The sequence below is a fragment of the Enterobacter sp. BNK-14 genome (assembly GCF_047456095.1).
Taxonomy (GTDB): domain Bacteria; phylum Pseudomonadota; class Gammaproteobacteria; order Enterobacterales; family Enterobacteriaceae; genus Enterobacter; species Enterobacter kobei.
Genome location: NZ_CP179897.1, coordinates 2,567,116 through 2,585,203, shown reverse-complemented (window position 1 = coordinate 2,585,203; position 18,088 = coordinate 2,567,116). Strand labels below are relative to the sequence as shown.

Annotated in this window: 18 protein-coding genes; 15 read left to right on the top strand and 3 right to left on the bottom strand. The window is 54.3% G+C overall.

Translation table 11 applies throughout. The features are described from left to right. Positions 1–27 precede the first annotated feature (27 nt). A complete protein-coding gene (locus tag ACMGGM_RS12365) occupies positions 28–1,068 on the bottom strand; it encodes a LacI family DNA-binding transcriptional regulator (protein ID WP_050863000.1) in 1,041 nt (346 codons plus the stop codon). Positions 1,069–1,254: 186 nt separating this feature from the next. Between ACMGGM_RS12365 and ACMGGM_RS12360 the strand changes: the two genes are divergently transcribed. Genes ACMGGM_RS12360 through ACMGGM_RS12340 form a run of 5 tightly spaced genes read left to right on the top strand, consistent with a single transcriptional unit; the run spans position 1,255 to position 6,883 of the window. Further along, positions 1,255–2,544 carry an ABC transporter substrate-binding protein gene (locus ACMGGM_RS12360; protein ID WP_063614531.1) on the top strand — a complete coding sequence of 430 codons (1,290 nt, stop codon included), beginning with the start codon at positions 1,255–1,257 and terminating at the stop codon, positions 2,542–2,544. A gap of 8 nt (positions 2,545–2,552) precedes the next feature. Continuing rightward, on the top strand, positions 2,553–3,419 hold the full coding sequence (locus ACMGGM_RS12355; RefSeq protein ID WP_080463683.1) for a carbohydrate ABC transporter permease: 867 nt from the start codon (positions 2,553–2,555) through the stop codon (positions 3,417–3,419). Continuing rightward, complete coding sequence (locus ACMGGM_RS12350) at positions 3,420–4,247, top strand: carbohydrate ABC transporter permease (RefSeq protein ID WP_014885628.1); 828 nt, start codon at positions 3,420–3,422, stop codon at positions 4,245–4,247. A gap of 10 nt (positions 4,248–4,257) precedes the next feature. Continuing rightward, the gene (locus ACMGGM_RS12345) at positions 4,258–5,841 is read left to right on the top strand and encodes an alpha-amylase family glycosyl hydrolase (RefSeq protein WP_063614530.1); all 1,584 of its coding nucleotides are present in this window, start codon (positions 4,258–4,260) and stop codon (positions 5,839–5,841) included. Beyond that, complete coding sequence (locus tag ACMGGM_RS12340; protein WP_023331554.1) at positions 5,825–6,883, top strand: glycoside hydrolase family 130 protein; 1,059 nt, start codon at positions 5,825–5,827, stop codon at positions 6,881–6,883. Before ACMGGM_RS12345 ends, ACMGGM_RS12340 begins: the two co-directional genes overlap by 17 nt. A gap of 41 nt (positions 6,884–6,924) precedes the next feature. On the opposite strand, the gene ACMGGM_RS12335 is transcribed toward ACMGGM_RS12340, so the two are convergent. Further along, complete coding sequence (locus tag ACMGGM_RS12335) at positions 6,925–7,728, bottom strand: dienelactone hydrolase family protein (protein WP_047626220.1); 804 nt, start codon at positions 7,726–7,728, stop codon at positions 6,925–6,927. Positions 7,729–7,983: 255 nt separating this feature from the next. Here ACMGGM_RS12335 and udp point away from each other — a divergent pair, with 255 nt between their 5' ends. The 9 genes from udp to tatD all read left to right on the top strand — a co-directional run bounded on the left by udp (position 7,984) and on the right by tatD (position 15,894). Further along, a complete protein-coding gene (udp, locus tag ACMGGM_RS12330; protein ID WP_003860792.1) occupies positions 7,984–8,745 on the top strand; it encodes a uridine phosphorylase in 762 nt (253 codons plus the stop codon). A 139-nt stretch (positions 8,746–8,884) separates the two neighbouring features. Beyond that, positions 8,885–10,342 carry a DNA recombination protein RmuC gene (gene rmuC / locus ACMGGM_RS12325; protein WP_063943787.1) on the top strand — a complete coding sequence of 486 codons (1,458 nt, stop codon included), beginning with the start codon at positions 8,885–8,887 and terminating at the stop codon, positions 10,340–10,342. Between the two features lie 66 nt (positions 10,343–10,408). Then, positions 10,409–11,164: a bifunctional demethylmenaquinone methyltransferase/2-methoxy-6-polyprenyl-1,4-benzoquinol methylase UbiE gene (ubiE, locus tag ACMGGM_RS12320; protein WP_014885623.1), complete on the top strand. Its 756-nt coding sequence runs from the start codon at positions 10,409–10,411 to the stop codon at positions 11,162–11,164. Positions 11,165–11,177: 13 nt separating this feature from the next. After that, positions 11,178–11,783, top strand: a complete 606-nt coding sequence (gene ubiJ / locus ACMGGM_RS12315; RefSeq protein ID WP_014885622.1) for a ubiquinone biosynthesis protein UbiJ — start codon at positions 11,178–11,180, stop codon at positions 11,781–11,783. Beyond that, the gene (gene ubiB, locus ACMGGM_RS12310) at positions 11,780–13,420 is read left to right on the top strand and encodes a ubiquinone biosynthesis regulatory protein kinase UbiB (protein ID WP_014885621.1); all 1,641 of its coding nucleotides are present in this window, start codon (positions 11,780–11,782) and stop codon (positions 13,418–13,420) included. The genes ubiJ and ubiB overlap by 4 nt, the downstream gene beginning before the upstream one ends. Positions 13,421–13,496: 76 nt before the next feature. Further along, entirely contained in the window at positions 13,497–13,751 is a 255-nt protein-coding gene (gene tatA, locus ACMGGM_RS12305) for a Sec-independent protein translocase subunit TatA (RefSeq protein WP_014885620.1), read from the top strand. Between the two features lie 3 nt (positions 13,752–13,754). After that, on the top strand, positions 13,755–14,297 hold the full coding sequence (gene tatB, locus ACMGGM_RS12300) for a Sec-independent protein translocase protein TatB (protein WP_023331551.1): 543 nt from the start codon (positions 13,755–13,757) through the stop codon (positions 14,295–14,297). 2 nt (positions 14,298–14,299) lie between these two features. Beyond that, the gene (gene tatC / locus ACMGGM_RS12295) at positions 14,300–15,070 is read left to right on the top strand and encodes a Sec-independent protein translocase subunit TatC (protein WP_023331550.1); all 771 of its coding nucleotides are present in this window, start codon (positions 14,300–14,302) and stop codon (positions 15,068–15,070) included. Positions 15,071–15,111: 41 nt separating this feature from the next. Continuing rightward, positions 15,112–15,894 carry a 3'-5' ssDNA/RNA exonuclease TatD gene (tatD, locus tag ACMGGM_RS12290; RefSeq protein ID WP_063943786.1) on the top strand — a complete coding sequence of 261 codons (783 nt, stop codon included), beginning with the start codon at positions 15,112–15,114 and terminating at the stop codon, positions 15,892–15,894. Here tatD and rfaH read toward each other — a convergent pair. Continuing rightward, complete coding sequence (gene rfaH, locus ACMGGM_RS12285) at positions 15,891–16,382, bottom strand: transcription/translation regulatory transformer protein RfaH (RefSeq protein ID WP_014885616.1); 492 nt, start codon at positions 16,380–16,382, stop codon at positions 15,891–15,893. The two genes, tatD and rfaH, sit on opposite strands and share 4 nt — an antisense overlap. 170 nt (positions 16,383–16,552) lie before the next feature. Between rfaH and ubiD the strand changes: the two genes are divergently transcribed. After that, on the top strand, positions 16,553–18,058 hold the full coding sequence (gene ubiD, locus ACMGGM_RS12280; RefSeq protein ID WP_023331547.1) for a 4-hydroxy-3-polyprenylbenzoate decarboxylase: 1,506 nt from the start codon (positions 16,553–16,555) through the stop codon (positions 18,056–18,058). The last annotated feature ends 30 nt before the right edge of the window (positions 18,059–18,088 follow it).

Below are 18,088 nucleotides of genomic sequence, written 5' to 3'. Positions count from 1 at the left end.
TTCACTCTTATCTTAAGCAGGGTAATCTCATGCCGTATCACGCTCGATAAGCCGGTGTTCCAGCGCAACGTGGGTGACGGGGCCATTGTTCAGAAGCAGATCAACCGCGATTTCACCTTTACGTTCGGCATCCTGCGCGATGGTGGTAAGTCCAGGCCCGTTATACTGCCGGGCGGTATTGTCGAATCCGGTAATGGCGACCCGGCCAGGTATAGCAAGACGCTGTCGCTGGCAATAATTCACCGCGCCGATGGCAAAACGATCGGATAAGCAGATCAGCGCCGTGATCTCAGGGTGTGCCGTCAGCAATGCTTCCGCTGCCCGTTCGCCGTGTGGCTCATCGTGATGGGTTTCACACAGCCAGCAGTCACTGAGCCTAATACCGTGCTCTTGAAACGCGTCGCGGCAGGCATTCACGCGGGTCAGCATGAGTTGGTTATCCCCCGTCACGCGGTGCGTCAGAGGCCGCATCCCGCGCGCGTTCGGGTGAGACGGGAAGGCAATAATGCCGAAATGGCGATGACCCTTTTGTATCAGGTAGTGGGTGATATCACGCATGGCGCGTGTGTTATCCACCGACACGCTGCTGAACTGCGGAAGCTGAAAATCGAGCGTCACCACAGGCAGATTGCGGGCCAGGGTTTGTTGAATAATGGCGGCGCTGTTATGCGTGGCGTTGAGAATATACCCGTCCACCAGGGTAGTGAGCGATGAAGGCCCTTTTTGAAGCGGTATCAGCACCAGATTAATATTACGGTCTTCGCAGCGGGTCGCGACGCCGCGCATCAGGCTGACGTCATGCGGATCGATAAAAACATAGCTCATGGCATCGTTAAAAATGACGCCTATGGCCCCGGATTTTCCGGTGCGTAAAGCCCGGGCGAGTTTATCCGGCCCCTGAAATCCAACCTGACGGGCGTACCCAAGTATCTTTTCACGTAATTCAGCAGACAGCTTTTCGGGATTATTCCACGCGTTAGATACCGTGGTATGTGAAATACCCATCTTTGCTGCCAGCGATTTAATCGTCACGTTTTTATTCTTTCTTTTGCTAAATGAATTAGGCATTTTATATTCACGTAAATTATTTATGAGGCGTAATTAAATAAATAATAGCGGCTGAGTTTATCGTTAAATATAAATAGTTTTGTGATTTGTTTAACGTTAAACATAAAAAAGGGGTGTTAGCTTACGCACCATTCACAGAGTGCAGCAGTGAGCGATTAACACTTATCGACATCAGGGAGATATAACGTGAGAGTTGCAGAAGCAGCAAAATTAATAGCATCGGTAATATTCCTCTTTTTTCTTACCGGTTGCGGGCCTGATGATAAAAAAGAGACACAATCCGGGGCGCGTGAAACAATCAAAATGTGGGTCACACCCACCGTCAATGAAGAAGCCTTCTGGAGTAAAATAGTGGCGGAATGGAATAAAGACCCTGCCCATATGCCCGTCGAATTTACCGCTATTCCTGCCGCAAACAGTTCAGAAGAAGCGATAATGAACGCGCTGGCATCAGGGACTGAACCGGATATTTCAACCAATATATTTATCGGTTTTGCCAGCCAGCTTGTTGATGTCGGGCAGATAGAAGATCTCTCCAGAATGCCGGGTTTTCAGGAAACGGTTCAGAAACGGCAAATGGCTTCTCTGCTGTCAGCCTGGGAATTAAACGGCAAACAAACGGTACTGCCGGTATATATCAACCCGATTGTCTGGTGGTGGCGCGGCGATTTACTGAAGCAATACGGTTTTGATCGGGTACCGGTTAGCTACGATGAACTTTACGCGCTGGCGAAGCGTCGGGCGGCGGATAATCACGGCTATGTGATACAGCTTACGGCGGGTAAAAACTGGTGGGAACGCTGGTTCGACTTCATTCCGCTGTTCTACGCCCAGAGCCACGGCAAGCCGTATCTGGTCGACAAAAAACCTGCGCTGACCACGCCTGCTGGCGAGGCCGTGCTGACCTTCATGGGCAACGTTTTTAATAATAAGTGGAGCAGCTACGACTTCACCTCTGCCGAGGATCCGCTCGCAACGGGGCAGGTTATCGCCTCAGCGCGCGGACCGTGGGATTTAGCCCGCTATCGCAAGCAGTATCCGGACATATTAAAAACGATTCAGATCGGTCCGATGCTGACCGAGACGGGCATTGAACACCCCTATACGTTCGGCGACAGTAAAGGTCTGGTGATCTTCAGTTCCAGTAAGCGAAAGGCGCAGGCCTGGCAGTTTATGCAGTGGGTCTTCAGTAACCCTGAACATGACCGGCTGTGGCTTGAGTTGACAGGGATGCCGCCCGCCCGCGCGGATTTAATGAGTAATCCGATCTTTGTCAGTTACTTCAAACAAAATCCGCTAGAGAAACAGATCGCCTCGTGGGTGGACGTCGCGCTTCCTCCTGCGGCAACTAACCAGACGACAGAAGTACAGCGCAGCATGACGCAGATGCTTGAGCGCGTGATATTCAAAACCAGTACGCCTGCCGACGCGCTGAAACAATCTCAGCAGGAAATCAGCGCCCTCGCGGGCCAGTAGGGGGCATGATGGCTGGATATGAATCCCGAACCGGAGGCCTGCTGGCCTCCACCTGGATTGGCTATTCGCTGCTATTTTGGTTCTACCCGCTTGCCTGGCTGGTGGTGCTAAGCGTGACCCGCTGGCAGTTTATCGGCGTGCCGCAATTTACCGGGTTGCAGAACATTATTGGCGTACTGCACGATGCATTATTCTGGACATCCATGTGGAACATTTGCCGCTTTTTAATGTGGTATGTCCCGATCGTGTTTATTACCGCGCTGCTTTTTGCTGCCGGGTTACGCAGGATTAACTATGGCCGGGGGTTTATCGCCCTGAGTTTTTTACTGGCAAATATCTCGTCAGGGGTGGCGTACTCAATTGTCTTTTCCCGTCTTTTTAATGAGTACGGCCCGGTTAACCGCTTATTGTCTGCGTGGTTTGGGATTTCCGTGCCGTGGTTTACCAACCCTGACTGCGCCATGCTATCCATTGCGCTTATCGTGACCTGGAAATTTGTCGGTTATTACGGATTAATTCTCTATTCCGGCATGCAGGCTATTCCATCGGATATTTATAGTGCGGCTATTCTCGATAAAACCGGGCGTTTTCAGAAAGGTTGGGCAATAACGCTTCCGATGATGAATCCGCAAATTGTGATGGTGATGGTGCTGGCTATTACGGTGGCGTTCAGTATTTTTACAGAGCCCTATTTAATTACCGGTGGCGGGCCACTAAACAGTACCACCAGTCCCATGGTGGTCATGTACGAAGCCGCGTTTCAAAATATGAAACCTACCTGGGCCGCTGCCATGTCGATTATCGTCGCTGCCTGCAGTTTCCTGATGATCTGGCTATTTCGTCGGTTATTCGAAAAACACATTGAGATTGTATGAATGAAAAAACTCACGCCCCTGAGCCTGCTAATTCATGCGCTGATGTTTATTCTGGCGTTAAGCTGGCTCTATCCGTTTGTCTGGATGGTCGTGTCATCCCTGAAGCCTACGGCACAGATTTATACCACGGATCTCTTTTCGGGCACGCTGACGCTCGAAAATTACACTTTCCTTTTCGATAACAGCAACCGGGCCGATAAGCCGTTTCTGCGCACGCTGTTTAACTCGCTTTTTGTTTCCGTCACCGTGACCGCGAGCGTGACCGTCACCTCCATGCTGGTGGGGTATGCGCTGGCAAAAACGGAATTCTGGGGCAAAAACGCTTTCCGTAATCTGTTGATTGTGCAGATGGTTTTCCCGGTTTTCATGTTCATCATTCCACAGTTTGTGCTGATGCGTGAGCTCGGTCTGATCAACCGTTACAGCGCCATGATCCTGCCTTATGCAATGAGTGCCTGGGGGATCTTTATGGTGTCCCAGAGCTTCAAGGGCACGCCCAACGATTACCTGTACGCCGCGCGTCTGGATCATGCCAGCCTGTGGGCCATTCTGCGGCACGTCATGATGCCGCTGAACAAGTCCATTCTGGCGATCGTGGCGCTATTTACCTTCTCAAGTTCGTGGGACAACTTCCTCTGGCCGCTGATTGTCATGCGCGATGCCGACAAAATGCCGTTTTCGGTGCTGCTGGCCACCTTCAGTAAATCCTACGGCGTTTATCTGGGGCCAGTGATGGCGGGAGCCGTGGTGCAAATGCTGCCGGTCATCGTGTTGTTTATCCTGTTCCGGAAATATTTCCTGCAGGGCATGTCGTTATCACTGAAATAAGGAACGTACGGTGAACAATCAACCCTGGTGGCAGGCCTGTACCTGTTACCAAATTTATCTGCCGTCGTTTTGCGATGGTAACGGTGACGGGCTGGGTGATTTCCCCGGCCTGCTCTCAAAAGTGGATTACCTGAGCGCGTTAGGCATCGGTGCCATCTGGATCACGCCGTTTTACCCCTCTCCTCTGGTGGATAACGGGTATGACATTAGTGATTACTGCGCCGTCGACCCACGATTCGGCACGCTGACCGATTTTCGCGACGTCGTTCATCGCTGCCATGAAAAGGGGATCCGGGTCATTATCGATCTGGTGCTTAATCATGTCTCTTCGCAGCATCCGTGGTTTCAGGATGCCTGGAATAATCCCGCAAGCCGCTATCGGGACTATTTTCTTTTCAGCGCGCACCCTAACAACTGGGAGTCATTTTTTTCCGGCAGCGCCTGGAGCCCGGAGCCGGACACCGGCGAGTTTTACTACCATAAATTCGCGCCTGAGCAGGTCGATCTCAACTGGGCGAACCCCGCGGTAGAGCAGGAAATGCTTCAGGTCATTGATTTCTGGCAGGCACAGGGCGTGGATGGCTTCCGCTTCGACGTGATTAATTTCCTCAGCACGCGCGGCATCGGGCCTGACAATCCGGAGAAAGCGGGAGTACAGCAGCATGAGCATGACGTGAATCAGCCGGGGCTCATCGGCACGCTGCAGCGCGTATGCCAACATGCCAGGCAGCAAGGGGATGTTTTCCTGATCGGCGAAATTGGCAGCGAGGAGAGGGAGACCCTGGCCCGTTATCAGGCCCCGTCGCTGATGGACGTGGTCTTTAACTTCAATATTGGCAGCCAGAAAACCTTCGATGCGGCACGCCTGTGCGACGAGATTAACGCCACGCTGGCGCTGCAGTCTGGCCTGCCGACGCTATTCTTTTCCAGCCACGATATGCCGCGCATGATTAGCCGCTTTGGTGAAGGCCCGCATGACGCCGCCCGGGCGTTGGCCGTTCTGGCGCTACAGCTGACCGTGCGCGGCGTACCGTTTATTTTTCAGGGTGACGAGTTGGGGATGCCCGACTATGTGCCTCAGACGGTCGGGCAGATTTTTGATATTCAGGGAAAAAACTTCTACGACACGGCCATGCGGCAGGGGTGCAGTGCCGCCGACGCGCTGGCGCAGGCCATTGAACATTCACGGGATGGGTCCCGTGCCCCCTTCCTCTGGTACGACGCCCCGTTTGCGGGCTTTTCCACATCCACGCCGTGGATGCCCGTCAGCCAGGACTATCCCTTGCTCAATGCCGAACATCAGATATCGACGCCCGGCTCGTTGTGGCGTCAGTACCAGACCTTCATTGCGCTTCGGGCCGCCATCGAGGCGCTACAGCATGGGAAGTGCAGCCCGCTGAAACGCCATAAGGCGTGCGTCTGGTTTACCCGAACAACGGCGCAGGAACAGGTCTGGGTGGCCGTGAATTTTGGCCAGCCGGTACAAAACCCATTGTGGGCCATTGAAGCGGATGTCCTGTACGGCCAAAACGCGCAGCAGCTGGACAAAAATCAAATTCTGATAAAAAGGAGTGTATATGAACAGACACGGTAAGAATCCGTTGATCACCCCCAGCGACGTGGTGCCTTCTCTGCCAGGACGGAAAGTGGAGTGCGTCTTTAACGCCGGCGTAACGGAGTATCACGGGGAGATTATCCTGCTGCTTCGGGTTGCCGAGAGCGTGATAAATGATGACCCACAGAAGATCGTCGTTCCGCTTCTGGTGCAGCAGTCCGGCGGCTGGCAGGCGGCAACAAAAACGTTCGACCGCAACGACCCGCGCTATGATTTTAGCGACCCGCGTACCATTGTGCTGAAAAGCGACCCGGCTCAGGTCTGGCTGACGTCAATGTCCCACCTGCGCCTGGCGCGAAGCCAGGACGGTGTAAATTTCACCATCGATCAACAGCCGTTTATTACCGCCGACAGCCGCTATGAGGAATTTGGCTGTGAAGATGCGCGTATCACCCTGATTGACGATGTCTGGTACATCAATTACTCCGCCGTGTCATCGCTGGGTATCTCCACCGCGCTGGCGACCACCGTTGATTTTATCTCCGTCGACAAGAAAGGGCTGATTTTCTGCCCTGATAACCGCGACGTCTGTTTCTTCCCGGAGAAGGTTGGCGGATCCTTCCGGGCGCTTACCCGGCCCGCGCCCTGCCATTTCGGCCACCCGGAAATCTGGATCTGCGAATCGCCCGATATGCTGCACTGGGGAAACCACCGGCATCTGCTGGGACGCTCGGGAGACGAATGGGATGCGCTGAAGTCGGGTGGCGGCGCGCCGCTGATCAAGACCGCGCGCGGCTGGCTGGAGATTTATCACGGCGTTGACGCTAGCCAGCGTTATTGCCTGGGCGCTCTGCTTCTGGATCTTGAGGATCCGCTCACCCTCATCGCCAAATCTTCCGTACCGCTGCTGGAGCCGAGCGCACCCTATGAGCGTGAAGGCTTTTTCGGTAACGTCGTCTTTACCTGCGGGGCGCTGGTGCGTAATGACACGTTGCATATCTGGTATGGTGCGGCGGATGAGCGTATCGCCCTGGCCACGCTGCCGATGGACGAGCTGTGGAAACATCTGGGCCTGGAGTAAGCCCTGACGCAGCCCCGGCGAAAGCCGGGGCTGCGAAGTGTTTATTTCTTCCCGCCGTACTGGCTAAACCACGCCAGCATTCTCTGCCAGCCATCTTTCGCCGATTCCGCGTGATAACTCGGACGGTAATCTGCGTTAAACGCATGTCCGGCATCCGGATACACCACAATCTCCGCATTGGCATTGGCTGCCCGTAGCGCATGGCGCATGGTTTCTACCGAATCAAGCGAAATACCGGTGTCCTGGCCGCCATACAGACCCAGCACCGGGGCATTGAGCTCAGTGGCGATGTCCACCGGATGTTTTGGCGAATTCAGCGTTTTCTCGCCCACCAGTTTGCCATACCAGGCGACAGCCGCTTTGAGCTGCGGATTGTGTGCGGCATACAGCCAGCTAATGCGTCCGCCCCAGCAGAAGCCGGTGACCATCAGACGGTGCGGGTCGCCGCCGTTACGCGCCGCCCAGCTGGCAACGTGGTCGAGATCGGCCAGCACCTGCGCGTCCGGGACTTTGCTGACCAGATTGCTGAACAACGTTGGAATATCGCTATAGTCGTTCGGATCGCCCTGACGGAAGTAGAGTTCTGGCGCAACGGCCAGATATCCTTCAAGTGCCAGGCGACGGCAGAGGTCGCGAATATGTTCGTGAACCCCAAAAATCTCCTGAACCACAATCACGATGGGCAGCGGACCGTCTGCCGATTTTGGTCGTGCGTGATAGGCAGGCATATTCTCCCCCTGAGAGGGAATGGAGGTCTCTCCCGCCGTAATGGCCTCTTCTGAGGTTGAAACGATGGTTGAAGCAAGCGGGGCTGCAGCAGGTGCAAAACCGGTTTTTTCAGTCATGGCATTCTCCGTACCAATGAGTTAGCGCAAAGGTAAATATAGACACCAGGTTAACAACTCACAGTGCCTTAAACGGTCTATCTTTTGTGCAGCACCTGACGATATAACTTGTTAATGTGATGTAAATCACTTTTTGATGGAAATTCACTGCAATCATTTTCATTCATGGTGAGATGCATCACGAAATTATGCTTACTGCTTCTGTAAAGTACCGTTTTACTTCTTCTGACTAACCGACCCACAGAGGAGTCACCTATGTCTAAGTCTGATGTTTTTCATCTCGGCCTCACTAAAAATGATTTACAAGGGGCTACGCTCGCTATCGTCCCTGGCGACCCTGAGCGTGTGGAAAAGATCGCCGCGCTGATGGATAAGCCGGTCAAACTGGCTGCCCATCGTGAATTCACCACCTGGCGTGCAGAGCTGGATGGCAAAGCGGTGATTGTGTGCTCCACCGGTATCGGCGGTCCGTCTACCTCTATTGCAGTTGAAGAGCTGGCGCAGCTGGGCATTCGTACTTTCCTGCGTATCGGCACGACCGGCGCGATTCAGCCGCACATCAACGTGGGCGACGTACTGGTGACGACTGCATCCGTTCGTCTGGACGGGGCAAGCCTGCACTTTGCGCCTATGGAATTCCCGGCAGTGGCTGACTTCGAATGCACCACCGCGCTGGTTGAAGCCGCGAAGTCCGTGGGCGCGACCACCCACGTTGGCGTAACCGCCTCTTCCGACACCTTCTACCCGGGCCAGGAGCGCTACGACACCTTCTCTGGCCGCGTTGTGAGCCGTTTCAAAGGCTCAATGGAAGAGTGGCAGTCCATGGGCGTAATGAACTACGAAATGGAATCCGCGACGCTGCTGACCATGTGTGCAAGCCAGGGTCTGCGTGCCGGTATGGTGGCGGGCGTTATCGTCAACCGTACTCAGCAGGAGATCCCGAACGCCGAAACCATGAAGCAGACCGAAAGTCATGCGGTGAAAATTGTGGTGGAAGCGGCTCGTCGTCTGATCTAGCCCTCTCTTCTCAAATCAAAGGCCGACGCGTTCGGCCTTTATTTTTTGCGTAGCGCCTCGAAGGAAAACCCTTTCAAACTGGACGTTTATACAGCACAATTCTATTTTGTGCGGGTAATACGTTGATGCAGGGGGCATTGTGGATATCTCAATCCTGATTTATGCGGTGATTGCGCTGGCGGGCGTTGCGATAGGCTGGCTGATTTCCAGCTACCAGCATGCGCAGCAGAAGGCCGATCAGCTGGCGGAGCGCGAAGAGATCGTCGCCGAGCTCAGCGCGGTAAAGCAACAGCTTGCGCTAAGTGACCACTGGCGCGACGAGTGCGAGCTGCTCAATAACGAACTGCGCAACCTGCGTGATATCAACACGTCGCTGGAGGCCGATCTCCGCGAAGTGACTACCCGCCTCGAATCCACGCAGCTGCATGCGGAAGACAAAATCCGTCAGATGATTAACAGCGAGCAGCGCCTCAGCGAGCAGTTTGAGAATCTCGCCAACCGCATTTTCGAACACAGCAACCGCCGCGTTGACGAACAGAATCGCCAGAGTCTGAACAGCCTGCTGACGCCGCTGCGTGAACAGCTGGACGGTTTTCGCCGTCAGGTGCAGGACAGCTTTGGACAGGAAGCCCGCGAGCGGCACACGCTGGCGCACGAGATTCGTAATCTTCAGCAGTTGAATGCGCAAATGGCGCAGGAGGCGGTCAACCTCACTCGGGCGCTGAAAGGGGATAACAAAACCCAGGGTAACTGGGGAGAAGTAGTGCTCACCCGCGTGCTGGAGGCCTCTGGCCTGCGCGAGGGGTATGAATACGAAACGCAGGTGAGTATCGAAAACGATGCCCGCTCGCGGATGCAGCCGGACGTCATTGTGCGTCTGCCGCAGGGTAAAGATGTGGTGATCGACGCCAAAATGACGCTGGTGGCGTATGAGCGTTACTTCAATGCGGAAGACGACAACACGCGCGAGTCGGCGCTGCAGGAGCATATTGCCTCCGTGCGTAACCATATCCGACTGCTGGGCAGAAAAGATTATCAGCAGCTTCCGGGGCTGCGCTCGCTGGACTATGTGCTGATGTTTATTCCGGTCGAACCGGCGTTCCTGCTGGCCCTCGACAGACAGCCCGAACTGATCACCGAAGCGCTCAAAAATAATATTATGCTGGTGAGCCCCACCACCCTGCTGGTGGCATTACGTACCATTGCTAACCTGTGGCGCTATGAGCACCAGAGCCGCAATGCACAGAAGATTGCCGAGCGTGCCAGCAAGCTGTACGACAAAATGCGCCTCTTCGTGGACGATATGTCCTCGGTCGGGCAAAGCCTGGACCGTGCGCAGGATAACTACCGTCAGGCGATGAAAAAACTCGCCTCCGGGCGGGGCAACCTGCTTGCTCAGGCTGAAGCATTCCGCGGCCTGGGGGTGGAGGTCAAACGCGAGATTAATCCGGAACTGGTGGAGCAGGCCACGGCGCAAGACGAAGAGTTCCGTCTGCGTGAAGGCGCAGATGAGCAAAAGACCCCCAGTGAAGACAACGAGTTAACGACGGATTTATCGTCTGACGAGCCGCCGACACGTTTCTATCACGGCGGTTGAATCGTAGGGCAAACGCGCCCAATCTGTTACACTTCACGAACATTTGACTGATTAGCAGGCTCTGAGATGGTTGACGATTCACAAGACACGACGCACTTTGGCTTTCAGACTGTCGCCAAAGCGCAGAAAGCTGACATGGTGGCCCACGTATTTCATTCCGTGGCGGCGAAGTACGATGTGATGAATGACTTGATGTCGTTCGGCATTCATCGCTTGTGGAAACGCTTCACCATTGACTGCAGCGGTGTGCGCCGTGGACAAACCGTGCTGGATTTAGCCGGTGGAACAGGCGATCTGACGGCGAAGTTTTCCCGTCTGGTGGGTGAAACTGGCCGCGTTGTTCTGGCCGATATCAATGACTCCATGCTGAAAATGGGACGCGAAAAGTTGCGTAACATCGGCGTGGTGGGCAATGTGGAATACGTGCAGGCAAACGCCGAAGCGCTGCCATTCCCGGATAATACCTTTGACTGCATCACGATCTCCTTCGGCCTGCGTAACGTCACCGACAAAGAAAAAGCGCTGCGCTCCATGTACCGTGTACTGAAGCCGGGTGGACGTCTGTTGGTGCTCGAGTTCTCTAAACCGATCATTGAGCCGCTGAGCAAAGCCTACGACGCCTATTCCTTCCACGTGCTGCCGCGTATCGGTGAACTGGTGGCGAACGACGCGGAGAGCTACCGCTATCTGGCGGAGTCCATTCGCATGCACCCGGATCAGGACACCCTAAAAGCCATGATGCAGGATGCGGAATTTGAGAACGTTGAATACTTCAACATGACGGCGGGTGTCGTTGCGCTGCATCGCGGTTACAAATTCTGAGTGGAGGTGTCCCGTGCCCTTTAAACCCTTAGTCACCGCAGGCATCGAGAATGTGCTCAATGCCTTCCTGTATCGCGCGCCGGCGCTAAAAGCTGCACGTCAGCGACTTAACGGGAAGGTCCTGCGCATTGTATTAAAAGAGTTCTCAACGCCGCTCGTGCTGGTCTTCAGCGAACGCCAGCTCGATGTTCTGGGTGAGTGGGAAGGCGAGGCGGATTGCTCGGTCATTACCCATATGAGCGTGCTGCCAAAACTGCGCGATCGCCAGCAATTGACGGCGCTTATCCGCAGCGGTGAGCTGGAAGTGGAGGGCGACATCCAGGTCGTACAAAACTTCGTTGCGCTCAGCGATCTGGCGGAGTTTGACCCGGCAGAACTGCTCGCGCCTTTTATTGGTGACATCGCCGCTGAAGGGATCGGGAAAGCTATTCATGGCGGCACGGCGTTCTTGCGCAAAAATCTGCAACGGCAGCAGCGCTATGCCGCAGAAGTCCTGACTGAAGAGTGGCGCATGGCCCCCGGTCCGCTGGAAGTGGCATGGTTTGCGGAAGAAACCGCTGCTGTTGAACGTGCGGTTGATGCATTAACCAAACGGCTGGAAAAACTGGAGGGCAAATGACGCCTGGTGAAATTCGGCGCCTCTATTTTATCGTCCACACCTTTTTGAGTTACGGGCTCGATGAGCTTATCCCCAAAATGCGTATCACGCTGCCGCTTAGAATCTGGCGGCGGATGTTGTTCTGGATGCCTAATCGTCATAAAGGTCAGCCGCTGGGTGAACGTCTGCGTCTGGCGCTGCAGGAGCTTGGCCCGGTATGGATTAAGTTCGGACAGATGCTCTCAACCCGCCGCGATCTCTTCCCGCCTCATATTGCCGATGAACTGGCAATGCTGCAGGACCGTGTTGCCCCGTTTGACGGAGTGAGGGCGAAGAAACAGATCGAAGAGGCAATGGGTAATCTTCCCGTTGAAACCTGGTTTGACGATTTCGAAATAGCCCCGCTGGCGTCGGCGTCTATTGCTCAGGTGCATACCGCGCGTCTGAAAGAGAACGGCAAAGAGGTGGTGATCAAGGTGATCCGCCCGGATATCCTGCCGGTCATTAAAGCTGACATGAAGCTGATTTATCGTCTGGCGCGCTGGGTACCACGTTTGTTACCTGATGGCCGTCGTCTGCGCCCGATGGAAGTGGTGCGGGAATACGAAAAAACGCTGATTGATGAGCTTAACCTGCTGCGCGAGTCGGCAAACGCCATTCAGCTGCGTCGTAACTTTGAAAACAGCCCGATGCTTTATGTGCCTGAGGTCTATTCAGACTACTGCAGTCAGAACATGATGGTCATGGAGCGCATCTACGGTATTCCGGTTTCGGATGTGGCGGCGCTGGAGAAGCAGGGAACGAACATGAAGTTGCTGGCCGAACGTGGCGTTCAGGTCTTCTTTACTCAGGTGTTCCGCGACAGCTTTTTCCATGCGGATATGCACCCGGGCAATATTTTTGTGAGCTACGAGCATCCTGAGGATCCGAAGTATATCGGTATCGACTGCGGGATTGTGGGGTCGCTGAATAAAGAAGATAAGCGTTATCTGGCCGAGAACTTTATCGCGTTCTTCAACCGTGACTACCGTAAGGTGGCCGAGCTGCACGTTGACTCCGGCTGGGTTCCGCCGGACACCAACGTCGAAGAGTTTGAGTTTGCTATTCGTACCGTCTGCGAGCCGATTTTTGAAAAGCCGCTGGCAGAAATCTCCTTCGGGCACGTGCTGTTAAACCTGTTTAATACGGCTCGCCGCTTTAATATGGAAGTTCAGCCGCAATTAGTTTTACTTCAGAAAACATTACTTTACGTTGAGGGTGTAGGTCGCCAACTCTATCCTCAGTTAGACTTGTGGAAGACGGCTAAACCGTTCCTGGAATCCTGGATTAAGGATCAGGTAGGTTTTCCAGCGCTGGTGCGCTCATTGAAAGAGAAAGGCCCGTTCTGGATTGAAAAAATGCCCGAAATTCCTGAACTGGTTTACGACAGTTTGCGTCAGAGCAAGAACCTTCAGCACAGCATGGATAAAATCGCCCGCGAGCTTCAATCCAGTCGCGTGCGCCAGGGGCAATCACGCTATCTCTTTGGGATTGGCGCAACGCTGCTGTTGAGCGGTACGTTGCTGCTAATCAATCGTCCGGACTGGCAGATGATGCCCGCCTGGCTGATGGCTGGCGGGGTTGTTGTCTGGCTAGCCGGATGGAGAAAAACGCGCTGAGTTTGCGTCGCCATCGACGGGTCGCATACGTATAATGCGACTTGACCAATTAATCATCTATTCCTGAGGAATTTGTATGGGTGGTATCAGTATCTGGCAATTAGTCATTATTGCCGTCATCGTCGTGCTGCTGTTTGGCACTAAAAAGCTCGGTTCTATCGGTTCCGATCTGGGCGCGTCTATCAAAGGCTTCAAGAAAGCAATGAGCGATGATGAGAACAAGCAGGATAAAGCCAGCCAGGATGCTGATTTTACTGCAAAATCCATCTCCGATAAGCAAGAAGAAGCCAAAAAAGAAGACGCCAAAAGCCACGATAAAGAGCAGGTGTAAGTCGTGTTCGACATTGGTTTTAGTGAGCTGCTGCTAGTCTTTGTGATTGGCCTGATCGTGCTGGGCCCGCAGCGTCTGCCCGTGGCGGTGAAAACCGTTGTGGGCTGGGTGCGTGCGCTGAGATCGCTGGCATCGACCGTTCAGAATGAACTGGCACAGGAACTTAAGCTCCAGGAGTTTCAGGAAAGCCTGAAAAAGGTCGAGAAGGCGAGCATGGATAACCTGACGCCGGAACTGAAAGCCTCAATGGATGAACTGCGCGAAGCGGCGGAATCCATGAAGCGCTCTTACAGCGTTAACGATCCTGAAAAAGCGAGCGATGAAGCGAACACCATTCATAACCCGGTGGTGAAGGACAGCGAAGCGCAACGTGAGGGCGTGACGCCAGCGAGTGCTGAGCACCAGGCCGCCGCGCCAGAACAGACGCCGCAGGAAACCGAAGTGAAAAAACAGGCGCAGCCGGAAGACCCCACGATAAAAGTGGCGGAAGCGAAACCCGTCGCGCCTGTTTCCGAATCATCCCCCTCGTCGAGTGATAAAGCGTAACCATGGCAGTAGATGATACTCAACCGCTTATTACGCACCTTATTGAGCTGCGTAAGCGCCTGTTAAACTGCATTATTGCGGTTCTGGTGATATTCCTGTGCCTGGTCTATTTCGCCAACGATATCTATCAGGTGGTCTCTGCACCGCTGATTAAGCAGATGCCGCTGGGGGCAACGATGATTGCAACAGATGTTGCCTCACCGTTCTTTACCCCTATTAAGCTCACCTTTTGGGTGTCGTTGATTGCGTCTGCACCCGTCATCCTTTATCAGGTATGGGCGTTTGTGGCGCCAGCGCTGTATAAACATGAACGTAAACTGGTGATCCCGCTGCTGGTCTCCAGCTCGTTGCTGTTCTATATCGGTATGGCGTTTGCCTACTTCGTTGTCTTCCCGCTGGCCTTTGGCTTCCTGACGCACACCGCGCCGGAAGGGGTGCAGGTGTCGACAGATATCGCCAGCTATCTCAGCTTCGTCATGGCGCTGTTTATGGCGTTTGGCGTGGCATTTGAAGTGCCGGTCGCCATTGTGCTGCTTTGCTGGGTTGGGGTAACCACCCCTGAAGACCTGCGTAAAAAGCGTCCGTATATCCTGGTAGGTGCATTTGTGGTCGGCATGCTGCTTACGCCGCCGGATGTTTTCTCGCAGACGTTACTGGCTATACCGATGTATTGCCTCTTTGAGGTTGGCGTATTCTTCTCGCGTTTCTACGTGGGTAAAGGACGCCGATCGGACGATGTAGACGATGCGTCTGAAAAGACCACTGAAGAGTAAAACCAGCCGCCCGTCAGGGCGGTTGTTATATGGGGATTCGCATGTTTGATATCGGACTCAACCTGACCAGCTCGCAGTTTGCAAAAGATCGCGATGACGTTGTTGCGCGTGCTTTTGACGCCGGCGTTAAAGGACTCCTGCTGACCGGAACTAACCTTCATGAGAGCGAGCAGGCGCAGCTTCTGGCGCAACGTTATCAACACTGCTGGTCAACCGCAGGCATCCACCCTCATGACAGCAGCCAGTGGACCGAGGAGAGCGCACAAATCCTTTACAGACTCGCGAAAACCGCTGAGGTGGTGGCCATTGGCGAGTGTGGGCTCGATTTTAACCGCAACTTCTCCACGCCTGACGAACAGGAAAAGGCATTCACTGCCCAGCTTGCTCTGGCGGCAGAGCTTGAAATGCCCGTCTTTATGCATTGCCGCGACGCGCACGAACGTTTTCTCGCGCTTCTGGATCCCTGGCTGGATAAACTCCCCGGCGCAGTGCTGCACTGCTTCACCGGTTCAAGGAAGGAGGCGCAGGAGTGCCTGGCGCGCGGGCTGTTTCTCGGCATTACCGGCTGGGTTTGTGATGAGCGCCGCGGGCTTGAGCTACGCGAGCTGTTACCGTTGATTCCGGCCGACCGTTTGCTTATTGAGACCGATGCGCCTTATCTGCTGCCGAGAGATATGACGCCCAAACCGTCATCGCGGCGAAATGAGCCTGCATACCTGGGGCACATTGTTGAGCGCGTGGCGCGATGGCGTGGAGACGATCCGCACTGGCTTTCTGCGCAGACGGATGACAACGTGCGCCATCTCTTCAGGATCAGTTTTTAAACTTTACGGAAGTCGGTATTTTTGACGCTCTGCAACACCTGCTTGTTCAGCAGGTTGAGCAACAACATGGAGCGTGCTTCACCGTCCGGCTCGGCGAAAATTGCCTGCAGGCCTTCGAATGCACCTTCCGTAATGACGACGTTATCACCCGCGTAAGGGGTTTCCGGGTCGGTGATCCCTTCGGGCTGTTGATACACCGAAAGCTGATGAATGACCGTCGACGGAACGGTGGCCGGGTGGGCGCCAAAACGAACGAAGTGGCTGACGCCGCGCGTTGCGCTGATGGTGGTGGTGTGGATCACCTCAGGGTCGAACTCCACGAACAGGTAGTTCGGGAATAACGGCTCACTGACGGTTGTGCGCTTCCCGCGCTGCATTTTTTCAAGCGTGATCACGGGTGTCAGACAATTTACAGACTGACGTTCAAGATGTTCCTGCGCGCGCTGAAGTTGCCCGCGTTTGCAATACAGTAAATACCAGGCCTGCATAATCACTCTTTCCCTTAGTTCGGGGCGCAAGCATATCAAAACCCTGGAGGGATCGCTAAGTTGATTATAATGGGTGAACCTGGAACAGAACGCATAAGTTCACGCTAATTTAACAAAATTACAGCATCAAGCAGGCTTACGCCGTATAATGAAGCGCTTACAGAGAGGCCATGACTAACTGCATGAAATACCACGATCTCCGCGACTTCCTGACGCTGCTGGAAAAGCAGGGCGAACTCAAACGCATTACACTTCCTGTTGATCCTTATCTGGAAATGACAGAAATTGCTGACCGCACCCTGCGTGCCGGTGGCCCCGCGTTACTCTTTGAAAATCCGAAAGGTTACTCCATGCCGGTGCTGTGCAACCTGTTTGGTACACCGCGTCGTGTCGCATTGGGGATGGGGCAGGAAGACGTTACCGCGTTGCGTGAAGTGGGTAAGCTGCTGGCATTTCTGAAAGAGCCAGAGCCACCGAAAGGCTTCCGCGATCTGTTCGACAAGCTGCCGCAGTTTAAGCAGGTGCTGAACATGCCAACCAAACGCCTGCGCGGTGCGCCGTGCCAGCAAAAAGTGCTGGAAGGCGATGCGGTTGATTTGACCAAAATTCCCATTATGCAGTGCTGGCCTGAAGATGCTGCGCCGCTGATCACCTGGGGTTTGACCGTCACGCGCGGTCCGCATAAAGAACGGCAAAATCTGGGTATTTACCGCCAGCAGTTGATTGGTAAGAATAAGCTCATCATGCGCTGGCTGTCGCATCGCGGCGGCGCGCTGGATTTCCAGGAGTGGTGCGCTGCGCATCCGGGTGAACGTTTCCCGGTCTCTGTCGCCTTAGGTGCTGACCCGGCCACTATTCTGGGAGCCGTTACACCCGTGCCGGATACGCTCTCTGAATATGCGTTTGCCGGCCTGCTGCGCGGGACAAAAACCGAAGTCGTGAAGTGTATTTCGAACGATCTCGAAGTTCCGGCCAGTGCGGAAATTGTGCTGGAAGGTTACCTTGAGCAGGGCGAACTGGCACCGGAAGGCCCTTACGGCGACCACACCGGTTATTACAACGAAGTGGATAATTTCCCGGTGTTTACCGTTACGCACATTACGCAGCGTGAAGATGCGATTTATCACTCTACCTACACCGGTCGTCCACCGGATGAACCCGCAGTACTGGGGGTGGCGCTGAATGAAGTGTTTGTGCCGATCCTGCAAAAGCAGTTCCCGGAAATCGTTGATTTTTACCTGCCCCCTGAAGGGTGCTCGTATCGCCTGGCGGTAGTGACGATGAAGAAGCAGTATCCCGGTCATGCGAAACGCGTGATGATGGGCGTCTGGTCTTTCCTGCGCCAGTTTATGTATACCAAATTTGTTATTGTCTGCGATGATGACGTTAACGCTCGCGACTGGAATGACGTCATTTGGGCGATTACCACGCGAATGGACCCGGCGCGCGATACGGTGTTAGTCGAGAACACGCCGATAGATTACCTGGACTTTGCCTCGCCGGTTTCCGGTCTTGGCTCAAAAATGGGACTGGATGCCACAAATAAATGGCCTGGCGAAACCGACCGTGAATGGGGTCGCCCGATCAAAAAAGATCCTGCCGTGACCGCGCGTATTGACGCGATCTGGGATGAACTGGCCATAATGAATAACGGTAAACCTGAAACAGGCCGTTAAGCCCTATAGACTTCACGACAGAGAGAGCGA

Excerpts from the sequence above, each read along its gene's own strand:
- ACMGGM_RS12365 (WP_050863000.1), bottom strand. The coding sequence starts at position 1,068 with ATGCCTAATTCATTTAGCAAAAGAAAGAATAAAAACGTGACGATTAAA.
- ACMGGM_RS12355 (WP_080463683.1), top strand. The coding sequence starts at position 2,553 with ATGGCTGGATATGAATCCCGAACCGGAGGCCTGCTGGCCTCCACCTGG.
- ACMGGM_RS12350 (WP_014885628.1), top strand. The coding sequence starts at position 3,420 with ATGAAAAAACTCACGCCCCTGAGCCTGCTAATTCATGCGCTGATGTTT.
- ACMGGM_RS12340 (WP_023331554.1), top strand. The coding sequence starts at position 5,825 with ATGAACAGACACGGTAAGAATCCGTTGATCACCCCCAGCGACGTGGTG.
- ACMGGM_RS12335 (WP_047626220.1), bottom strand. The coding sequence starts at position 7,728 with ATGACTGAAAAAACCGGTTTTGCACCTGCTGCAGCCCCGCTTGCTTCA.
- udp (WP_003860792.1), top strand. The coding sequence starts at position 7,984 with ATGTCTAAGTCTGATGTTTTTCATCTCGGCCTCACTAAAAATGATTTA.
- ubiE (WP_014885623.1), top strand. The coding sequence starts at position 10,409 with ATGGTTGACGATTCACAAGACACGACGCACTTTGGCTTTCAGACTGTC.
- ubiB (WP_014885621.1), top strand. The coding sequence starts at position 11,780 with ATGACGCCTGGTGAAATTCGGCGCCTCTATTTTATCGTCCACACCTTT.
- tatA (WP_014885620.1), top strand. The coding sequence starts at position 13,497 with ATGGGTGGTATCAGTATCTGGCAATTAGTCATTATTGCCGTCATCGTC.
- tatC (WP_023331550.1), top strand. The coding sequence starts at position 14,300 with ATGGCAGTAGATGATACTCAACCGCTTATTACGCACCTTATTGAGCTG.
- tatD (WP_063943786.1), top strand. The coding sequence starts at position 15,112 with ATGTTTGATATCGGACTCAACCTGACCAGCTCGCAGTTTGCAAAAGAT.
- rfaH (WP_014885616.1), bottom strand. The coding sequence starts at position 16,382 with ATGCAGGCCTGGTATTTACTGTATTGCAAACGCGGGCAACTTCAGCGC.
- ubiD (WP_023331547.1), top strand. The coding sequence starts at position 16,553 with ATGACTAACTGCATGAAATACCACGATCTCCGCGACTTCCTGACGCTG.